General features: G+C 42.9%; 7 protein-coding genes and 1 pseudogene (1 of these 8 running past the window's edge). 6 read left to right on the top strand and 2 right to left on the bottom strand.

The genetic code is table 11. The features are described 5' to 3' along the window. The 6 genes and pseudogenes from Q0192_RS17495 to Q0192_RS17520 all read left to right on the top strand — a co-directional run. Positions 1-146 (top strand): annotated as a pseudogene (locus Q0192_RS17495) (potassium-transporting ATPase subunit C) (it extends 381 nt beyond the left edge of the window). A gap of 33 nt (positions 147-179) precedes the next feature. After that, complete coding sequence (locus Q0192_RS17500) at positions 180-1,502, top strand: outer membrane beta-barrel protein (protein WP_299291564.1); 1,323 nt, start codon at positions 180-182, stop codon at positions 1,500-1,502. A gap of 181 nt (positions 1,503-1,683) precedes the next feature. After that, entirely contained in the window at positions 1,684-2,859 is a 1,176-nt protein-coding gene (locus Q0192_RS17505) for a porin (RefSeq protein ID WP_299291566.1), read from the top strand. A gap of 40 nt (positions 2,860-2,899) precedes the next feature. Further along, positions 2,900-4,609, top strand: a complete 1,710-nt coding sequence (gene kdpA, locus Q0192_RS17510; protein ID WP_299291568.1) for a potassium-transporting ATPase subunit KdpA — start codon at positions 2,900-2,902, stop codon at positions 4,607-4,609. Then, positions 4,609-5,742, top strand: coding sequence for a sensor protein KdpD (locus Q0192_RS17515; RefSeq protein WP_299291570.1), 1,134 nt, complete (start codon positions 4,609-4,611; stop codon positions 5,740-5,742). Before kdpA ends, Q0192_RS17515 begins: the two co-directional genes overlap by 1 nt. Then, positions 5,739-7,496, top strand: coding sequence for an ATP-binding protein (locus Q0192_RS17520; protein ID WP_299291572.1), 1,758 nt, complete (start codon positions 5,739-5,741; stop codon positions 7,494-7,496). The genes Q0192_RS17515 and Q0192_RS17520 overlap by 4 nt, the downstream gene beginning before the upstream one ends. A gap of 82 nt (positions 7,497-7,578) precedes the next feature. On the opposite strand, the gene Q0192_RS17525 is transcribed toward Q0192_RS17520, so the two are convergent. Both Q0192_RS17525 and Q0192_RS17530 read right to left on the bottom strand, forming a co-directional pair. Continuing rightward, positions 7,579-8,811: a sodium:proton antiporter gene (locus tag Q0192_RS17525; protein WP_299291574.1), complete on the bottom strand. Its 1,233-nt coding sequence runs from the start codon at positions 8,809-8,811 to the stop codon at positions 7,579-7,581. Positions 8,812-8,899: 88 nt separating this feature from the next. Beyond that, entirely contained in the window at positions 8,900-10,186 is a 1,287-nt protein-coding gene (locus Q0192_RS17530; RefSeq protein ID WP_299291576.1) for an erythromycin esterase family protein, read from the bottom strand. Between the last annotated feature and the right edge of the window lie 123 nt (positions 10,187-10,309).

The following is a 10,309-nucleotide window of genomic DNA, read 5'->3' on the forward strand; positions in this document are numbered from 1 at the left end:
GGGTTGCTGCAAACCGCAAACTAAACGAACAACAAGTGGCCGCACTGGTTGCATCACACACAGAAAAACCCTTGCTTGGCTTGTTCGGTCCGGCAAAAGTAAACGTACTTAAACTAAACGTTGCGCTGGACGCACTTCAAAAATAAACTTAAACTCATACATCTTCTATCTAACAAAAAATGAAAAAACTATTATTGTCAATAGTAACTATTGCAGCTATTTCGTTGCAAATTAAAGCCCAAAGTGCTGCCGAAGTAAAAAAAGACACGGTTGCAAGATCATTGCCTTCGCCTTTAGAATCGCCTCCGTTCCCCAGCAGCGAGTGGGACGGCGCACCGCTTATCGGAATAGATGCCACTGCGCCGATTTATCCGTTTCAAAAAGCATTAGGCACCAAAAAATCAAAATTCAGGATTTATGGCTGGATTGATGCGGGCGGCAACATCAGCTCGTCTAAAAACTCTAATGCGCCAACTTCTTATGATATTGTGCCAAACACTGTTGTGCTTGATCAAGCCATTATTCGCATGGAAGTTCAGCCCAACACCGTACAAACAGACCATGTTTCTTTAGGCTTTTTGGTGGATAACATTTTCGGTACAGATTACCGTTATACCATTGCTAAAGGTATTTTCAGCAATCAGTTGTTAGGCAAAAACAACAAATACGGTTACGACCCGACGCAGGCTTACGCTTTGGCTTACTTCCCAAAAGTTGCGGATGGGATGTTGCTGAAAGTTGGCCGTTTTATTTCTCCTGCCGATATTGAAGCACAGTGGGCACCGGATAATTACCTGTACACACACTCGCTGATGTTTACGGTTGACCCTTATACTTTTAGCGGTGCGCAGGCTACTTTTAAATTAGGGGCGCACTGGCAGTTAGAAGCTGGTATCCACGGTGGAAATGACGTTGCAGTTTGGAGCAATGCCGCCAGTGTGAACGGTTTGCTGATGGCGCGCTGGGTTTCCAACAATAACAACAACTCGGTTTATGCAGGTATCAACTCGTTGGGCGCAGGGAAATACAAAGACAACCACGATGATTTGCAAATGGTAGTTGCCACTTGGGGCCACCGTTTTAACAACACTTTGCACATGATGACTGAAGCTTACTACATCTGGCAAAAAGATGCGCTGGTTGGCGGAACTGTAATTGAAGGCCCGCCGCAGCCTTTTTATACTGGCGTTGGTGCAGGCAGCCTAATCCCGGGAACGGCAAGTGCGATTGGCGCGGTCAACTATTTCCAAATCAAACTTTCGGGCAAAGATTATGTCTCGATCCGTAACGGTTATTTAAACGACCGCCAGGGAAACCGCACCGGTTACGTTACTTCGTATTCTGATCATACCATTGGTTTTGTGCACAGTTTTAACACGTATTTCCGCATTCGTCCCGAAATTCGTTACGAACGTGCTTATGCTGATGGTGTTACCCCTTATGACAACGGCACGAAGAAAGACCAGTATTCGGCAGCGATGGATTTGATCGTACGCTTTTAACCAACTATAGTTTTTAAGCTTCGAGTTTGTTTATATATTTAAAATTTGATAATGCTTCTTTTATGCCCATAATTTTATGATGGCCATCTCAATAACGCCACAAACTTTTATGGGGTAAAAGAAGCATCATGATCTGATTGATAAAAAATCCGGACAAGCGCAAAAGTTTAAATCCAATAAAGTGAAAAAAATAATACTCCTTGCCATTGCTTTGTGTCCGTGCCTGGTCGCTTCGGCACAACAAAACACACAAAAAGAAGGCAAACTGCAAGACAGCACCAAAAAAGAAGGCAAACTGCAAGACAAAACTGTAACAGAAGGCAAGCTGAAAGACAGCCTGCAAACATCCGGGAAACTCACCGTCAGTGGTTATGCCGAGATTTATTATGGTTATGATTTTAACCGCCCGCCCGATAACAACCGGCCGCCCTTTGTTTATTCGCACAACCGCAGCAACGAAGTGAACCTGAACCTGGGTTTTATAAAAGTTAATTACGATAACGGCAACCTCCGTGGAAACCTGGCCTTGATGGCTGGCACTTACACCAATGCCAACCTGGCCACAGAACCAGGCGTATTAAAAAATATTTTCGAGGCCAACGCAGGCATCAAAGTTTCTAAAACGGCCAACCTTTGGGTTGATGCCGGTATATTTTCTTCGCATATCGGTTTTGAAAGCGCGGTATCCAAAGATGATTGGACCCTGACCCGCAACATTTTATCAGACAACACGCCTTATTACGAATCAGGCGCAAAGCTTACTTACACTTCAAAAGACAATAAACTAACTTTGGTTGGCTTGTATTTAAACGGCTGGCAGCGCATCAACCGGGAAACAGACAACAGCCAGCCTGCCGGTGGTTTCGAAATAACCTGGAAACCAAATGATAAAATCAGTTTAAACTACAGTAATTATTTGGGAACAGAAGGAGCCGATTCGGTTCGCGTCCGAAGGTTTTATAATGATTTTTACGGGATTTTTCAGCTTACCAAAGCCTTTGGCATTACCGCAGGCTTGGATTATGGCATCCAGCAACAATTTAAAGGAAGTACAAATTACTACCAGGTGTTTTTACCGGTTGCAATTGCCCGTTACCAATTTACAGACAAATGGGCTATGGCAGGCCGGATCGAGTATTACCAAGACAAAAACAATGTACTGATTGCTGTGGGCGCGCCAAAAGGTTTTACAACTACCGGCTACTCGGCCAACTTAGATTATGCACCATTAAAAAACGCCCTCATCAGGATAGAAGGGAAAATATATGACAGTAAAAATCCAATATTTATGCAACACGGCGGCAGGTTAGTTAACACCAGCCCGCTCATTACTACAAGTTTTGCTATATCATTTTAGAAGTCAAAAATTACATATACTTCTTTTACCGTAATAAATTATGTATCTACAATCAGTCGCATTATTAATCCTGGTTGCCCTTGTATTGCTGCTTGCTGCTGGTTATGGCAAATACATGGCTGCCGTTTATCAGGAAAAACAAACCTGGTTTGATTTTTTGAAACCTGTTGAAAAATTCATTTTTCGCATTAGCGGGATTGACAGCAGTAAATCCATGAACTGGAAGCAATACAGCCTCGCTTTAATTGCTATCAATTTAATTTGGTGGCTGATGGGTTTTTTACTGCTAGTTTTTCAAGCCCGTTTGCCGCTCAATCCAGCCGGAAACCCTTCCATGAGTTGGGATTTGGCCTTTAATTCTTCGGTCAGTTTCCTTACCAGCACCAATTTGCAGCATTATTCCGGCGAAAGCGGCGCCACTTATTTTACGCAGATCGGCGTGTTTACCTTTTTACAATTTGTAAGCGCGGCAACCAGTTTGGCCGCAGGTGTGGCGATTGTGCGTGGTTTTGTAAAACAATCAGGAGAAGGTATCGGCAACTTTTTCAACGATCTGCTTCTTTCCGTAACGCGTGTGCTTTTGCCGCTTTGCATCCTCGCTGCGGTTTTATTGTTGTTTTGCGGCGTGCCCATGAACTTTAACAAACCGGCAACCATCACCACTTTGCAGGGCGAACACGTTACCGTTGCCAACGGGCCGGTTGCAGCCATGCTTCCGATCAAAGAATTAGGCTCAAACGGCGGCGGTTTTTTTGGGGCGAACGATGCGCATCCTTTCGAAAACCCAAACCTATTTTCGTTCATTATCCACATCGTGATGGTGCTTCTTTTACCGGCATCTTTTCTGTTTATGGTAGGTTTTTATTTGGATGAAAAGAAGCTGGCATGGATGATCATCGGCATTATGCTGATCGGTTTGGCCATCCTAACCGTTCCCATCATGCTGGGCGAAATCCGTGGCAATTCAGAGCAGCAAAAACTCGGCATTAATATTTCCCAGGGAAACATGGAAGGCAAAGAAACACGCTTAGGTTCAACTTTATCTTCTTTTTATGCCGGTTTAAACATTGCCGTTCCTGCCGGAACAACCGTTTCTGCACATGATAGTTATATGCCAACTGCAGGAATTTATATGTTGTTGGGGATGCAGATTGATGCTTTTTTTGGCGGCGTTGGCAGCGGCTGGATCAACATGCTGATCTTTCTCATCATTGCCATCTTTATCGGTTCGCTGATGATCGGGCGGACACCGGAACTGTTTGGCCGAAAAGTAACCATGCGGCAAATCCAGGCGGCAATGATCATTTTTTTGTTTCAGCCTTTGGTTTGTCTGGGTTTAACCGGAGTTACGATTTCCGTTTTTCAATATATTTTCCACGGAAATGCCAACTTAAACTGGTTCAGTAATAACGGCCCGCACAACTTCACCACGGCTTTGTACGAGTTCACTTCCTCCTACGCCGGCAACGGTTCAGGTTTTGAAAGTTTGGGCGATAACACCATTTTTTGGAATTTAACCACTGCTTTTGCCATGCTTTGCGGCCGTTTTATCCCGATTTTTGGCGGTTTGTACATTGCCGGTTTAATGCGTCATCAAATTTATACGCCAGCTTCAGCAGGCACTTTAAAAACAGATACTGTCAGCTTCGGCGTTTTGCTGTTTTTCGTCATCGTCGTGCTGCAATCGCTTTCCATGTTTTCGTGCTTTGTGTTGGGTCCAATCAATGAACATTTACATATGATACACTGATGGCAGAAGAAAAACACACCGATCCGTCCGTTAAGGATTTTATCGAACTGGTCAAAAAATCGCGCCGAGGCAAGTTTAAAATCTACATTGGCATGAGCGCCGGTGTGGGTAAAACTTACCGCATGTTGCAAGAGGCACATTCGTTGATCAAAAACGGTATTGATATGCAGATCGGTTACATCGAAACACATAACCGCGCCGAAACGCACAGTTTGCTGGCTGGCTTGCCCGTTATCCCAAAGCGAAAAGTTTTTTACAAAGGCAAAGAGCTGGAAGAGATGGATTTGCAGGCGATTTTAAACCGTCATCCAGAAGTGGTAATTGTGGACGAACTGGCGCATTCTAACATTGAGGGCAGTAAAAACAGCAAGCGCTGGCAGGACGTGCTGGATATCCTGGAAGCTGGCATCAGCGTAATTTCTGCCGTAAACATCCAGCATTTAGAAAGCATTAATGAAGAAGTGGAAGCGATAACCGGTGTTGCGATCACCGAACGGATCCCGGACAAGATACTGGAACTGACCGATGAAATCGTCAACATTGATTTAACGGCAGACGAATTGATTGACCGGTTGAAAGAAGGTAAAATCTACAACAAAAGTAAGATCAACCTGGCCTTGCAAAACTTTTTTCAGCCCGACCGGATTTTGCAATTGCGGGAACTGGCCTTAAAAGAAGTAGCGCACCATTTGGAACGAAAGATTGCGGTTGAAGTCCCGAAACAGATTAAATTGCGTTCCGAAAAATTCTTGGCCTGTATTTCAACCAACGCCGAAACAGCCAAAATCGTGATCCGAAAAACAGCGCGGTTGGCCTCCTATTACCGTTCGGGCTGGATCGTGCTTTATGTGCAAAGCAGCAGCGAAAGTTTAGACAAGATCAAGCTGGACAAGCAACGCCACCTCATCAACAATTTTAAACTGGCAACGGAACTTGGGGCCGAAGTATTGAAAATAAAAAGCGATGACGTATCGCAAACGATTGTGCAAATAGCTGAGGAACGGGAAGTTACCACCATTTGCATCGGCAAACCACATATTAATTTATACCAGGTGATTTTGAAAACTACAGCCTTTAACGAGCTGCTTAAAAAGTTAGCTGTTTCTGAAACCGATTTAGTGATATTATCATGAAAGTAAAAAATAAACTTCGTTTAGGCTTCGGCTTTTTGTTTATCGTCGTGCTTTTTTTTGGCACCGTTTCCATCTTCTACATCAACGAAATTTCCAACAGTGCCAAAGTAATTTTAAAGGACAATTACGAAACTTTAAACTTCGCCCGCGAAATGCGTTCGGTTTTAGATGAAAATACTTTGCCGCTAAATGCTTCGGCACAAACCGCTTTTAACCAGCAATTGATCCGCGAAGAAAACAACATTACGGAAGTTGGCGAAGCCGAAGCGGTAAAAAACCTGCGTGCTTCTTTTACCGGGTTAAAAAACATATCGGCACCAATTGCACAACAACAAGATGCCGAAAAAAATGCAAGGAGAAGTTTGCGCACAATTGAAATTTTGAACATGAAAGCGATTGTCCGCAAAAACGACCAGGCGCAGGCATCGGTTAATAAAGCAACTTTGTTTTTGGGTTTGGCCGGCACGTTTACCTTTTTGGTGCTGTTTAGTTTCAGCGTAAACTTTCCCGGTTTTATTGCCAACCCTTTAAATACTTTGCTGGAAGGTATCCGCGAAATCAGCCGGAAAAATTATAACCAGCGCATCCATTTTGAAAAAAGGGACGAGTTTGCGGAAGTAGCCAACGAATTTAACGCTATGGCTGCACGGTTGAACGAGTGGGAAAACAGCAATTTGTCGAAAATAATGTCGGAAAAGCAACGTATCGAAACCATAATCGAGCAAATGCACGATGCCATTATCGGTGTAAATGAAAAGCAGGAAGTGCTGTTTAGCAACACGGCGGCCAAAAATATTTTGAACCTAAACGATCAAAAGTTGGAAGGAAAATCGGTTGCAGAAATTACCAAAAACAATGATTTGTTTAAATCCATTATTGACGATGCAAAGGCTAGAAAACCGTTTAAAATTGTAGTTGATGGAAAAGATTCGCATTTCCAATTAGAAGCCAGCGAAATCACCGTTCCGGATATAAATAACGACATTAACGAAACGTTAACTTTTGCCAATAAATCAGCCGGCAAGGTTTATATTTTGCGCAACATCACTGAGTTTAAAGAACGCGACGAAGCCAAAACTAATTTTATCGCTACGATTTCGCACGAGTTGAAAACACCAATTTCTGCTATTAAGATGAGTTTGAAACTGCTGGCCGATAACCGTATTGGCACACTGAACAAAGAGCAGGAACAATTGGTGCAGCACATCAACGAAGACAGCGAACGTTTGCTGAAAATCACGTACGAACTGCTCGACCTTTCGCAAATTGAAACCGGCAACATCCAGCTTAATTTTATCCCGACACAGCCGGAACAAATTGTGCAATATGCCATCAAAGCAATCCAGTTTGAGGCGCAGCAAAAAGGCGTTGTGATTGAACAATTGATCCCAGCAAAGCTGCCCGATATCCATGCCGATGTGGAAAAAACGGCTTGGGTGCTGATCAACTTTTTGTCGAACGCGTTGCGTTACAGCCCGGCAAAATCAAAAATCCAGGTCCGGGTTGCGCCGGTTGGCAAAATGATTGAGTTTTCGGTCAAAGACTATGGCAAAGGCATTGAAGCAAAATACAAAGAACGCCTGTTCGACCGCTATTTCCAGGTGCCAACAGATGGGCAAAACAAATCTGGCTCGGGTTTAGGCTTGGCGATCTCTAAAGATTTCATCGGCGCACAAGGCGGCCAAATTGGCGTAGAAAGCGAAGTGGGCGAAGGCAGCCGCTTTTATTTTGAACTGCCTGCGGTTGGTGTTTAAGTTTGGGTTGATGCTTCTTTTACCAGGCAAAAATTGGTGTGGTAAAAGAAGTATTGGGGATTAAGATTTTCACCAAAAATCCTCACCGCAACCGATAGCTCAACTTGCCAATCGTTAAACCCTGGATCATGATCGAGAAGACCACAATGATGTAAGTGATCAGCACAAATTCGTTTTTGTGCATCGCTGTGGGGATTGACAAGGCCAGCGCGACGGACAAGGCACCACGCAAACCGCCCCAGGTAAGTATCGTTATAGCGTTTTTTTCGAACCTTATCCTGCCTTTTAAAAGCCAAACCGGAAAAAGTACCGAAACCCAGCGGGCAAAAAGTACGGCAAAAATCATGGCCAGGCCAACGTTTACGATCGGCAACGTAATTTTAACGACCAGCATTTCAAAACCCATCAGCAAAAACAACACGGCATTAAATATCTCATCTACCAAACCCCAAAACTTGCCCAAATAATCCCAGGATTTGCGCGACATAGCCGTATTCCTTACCTTATTGCCCAGCATCAAACCGGTAACAACCATGGCCAGCGCACCAGAAACGTGCAGGTAATTGGCCAGCGCGTAACCGGGCATCACCATAGAAAGCGTGATCAAAACTTCAACCCGGTAATTGTCAATTGATCTCAAAATAAAATAACCGAGATAACCCAGCGCTGTGCCAAAAACCAATCCGCCAATTGCTTCCCGTAAAAATAAACTGCTGATGTGCCAAACAGTTAACTGATCGGCGCCCATCACGGCTACTTCTGTTACGGTTAAAAACAGCACCACGGCCACGCCATCGTTAAACAAAGATTCGCCGGTTATTTTTAGTTCGAGGCTTTCGGGAATGCCAACTTTTCTCAAAATCCCCATGACTGCAATTGGATCGGTTGGCGAAATGAGCGTGCCAAACAACAGGCAATAAATATACGGAAGGTGTACCTGAAATAAATTGAACAAATAATACGAAAGCACGCTCACCAAAAAAACAGATATAAAAACACCAAGCGTGGCCAGTACCATTACCAGCAAGGCTTCTTTTCGTAGCTTCTGGTAATCTACCTGCATCGCGCCGGCAAAAAGCAGGAAACCCAGCATCACCTGAAGCAAAACCGCTTCAAAGTTAATGGAACTGACCAACTTTACCAGGTTTGCTGTTAACGTGGGTTCAAAATTACCAACCATCACAATGATCAGCGATGCCATCAGCGAAAGCGCCATGATGCCGATGGTAGACGGCCATTTAATGTATTTATCGTTTACATAAGCGAAAACGGTAGTCAGCAAAACAATAACGGTAATAATCTGATAAATGATCATGGCTCCATAAAAAATACAAAGGACAGCGCGTTTTTAAAGTTGACCTCGTTGTAAACATTTTGGCTATACACAGGCTTAGTTTAGGTGATTATTTAAGTGGAGTGGACGCGGTTGTATTTCTAATAAAGATGATTGCATCATACATTTTATTTAACATTTGATAAGTACCTTTTCCGTCAGCATGAAGTTTTTCAACGTAGGTGCCTCCGATGGCGCGGGAATATACTTTAGTATTTAGGAATTGTTTAATAACTGGGTCAGTAGATGCTGACCCGAAATCTATAATGAAGTTAGGAGCAGAAACTTGTGCAAATACGAAATCACTGGAGTTCTTCAACTGAACATTCGGAATGGTATAAATTACCGATTTCCTTTGCTCACTGCTCCATCCACTCAAATAGCCTGAATTAAACCCAAACCCCATTGCATAATAACCGGCACCAAACTTTTCGTTTACATAATAGCCCATGGGCAAATTATTATTTAACGTTACATCTTTGGCTATGTGCTGATTATGGGCCCAAATAATTGTTTTATTTTGATTTTCGTGATCATAGATCCAGCTAATGTTATCTGCCATATACTTGTCGCGTATGATGTTTAGGTTATATTGAAGAGGCGCAGCTTTAGCATAATCAATCGTTTGTATAACTGAATTTATAATTTGATGGTCGGCACTACGCTTAGATGGAATGTCACCAGCAATGCTGGCTGACAATTCTGTTTTTAAACTTTCCAGTAAAGAGAGCGTTTCTTTATCTGGTTTTACAAAAGCCCAGCGCGTTATAAATTCAAGTCCTTTTGCTGCCTGCGGTGATAATGATATTCCAAGTTTGGTTAGCTTTCCCTTTAAGGTTTCACCGGAATTGAAGGCAAACTGCATATCGCAGCCGTAAAACTTCACTTGATCTCCTGTCGGTTTGTTTAAGTTGTAATTTCGGACCCACTCTACTAAATTGAGAAACTCCTTGTTGTAATAAATTCCCAAAATCATTTTGCTAAATCCCTCTTTCACCGTTCCTTTACCATATAGCACATAATCATTCATTGCGAATGTTCCGGCAAAATCTGCTTCAAATACGATCGTTTTGAAACCATACACAGTGATAAGATATTTTATCATCCGTTCTTTCGTGGTGAAAAATTCGCTTGTTCCATGGGTCGCTTCTCCTAATGCAACAATTCTCTTTTCAGCTATAACCTTGTCGAGCTTCTGCAGGTCGCCGAAACTACTATCAGCTTTTGTAGTCTGTAGCGGTATTACAGCTTCATTAAGCGATGAGATCAAGTTTTTCTGTGCTACTACGTTTAAGCAGGATAGACATAGTGATAATATAAAACAAATAGTGAAATACTGTTTTTTATTTGGCATCATAAAAGGCAGGCGATAAATTTGATAACTAGTTTACAAATAAAATATCCATAGTGTCGATAAAAGATAAGCCGAAACCCCCTTTAGTCAAAACAATAATGCTTCTTTTACCCCATAAAAATGTGT

Source organism: uncultured Mucilaginibacter sp., assembly GCF_937859865.1.
In the GTDB taxonomy this organism is placed as follows: Bacteria; Bacteroidota; Bacteroidia; order Sphingobacteriales; family Sphingobacteriaceae; genus Mucilaginibacter_A.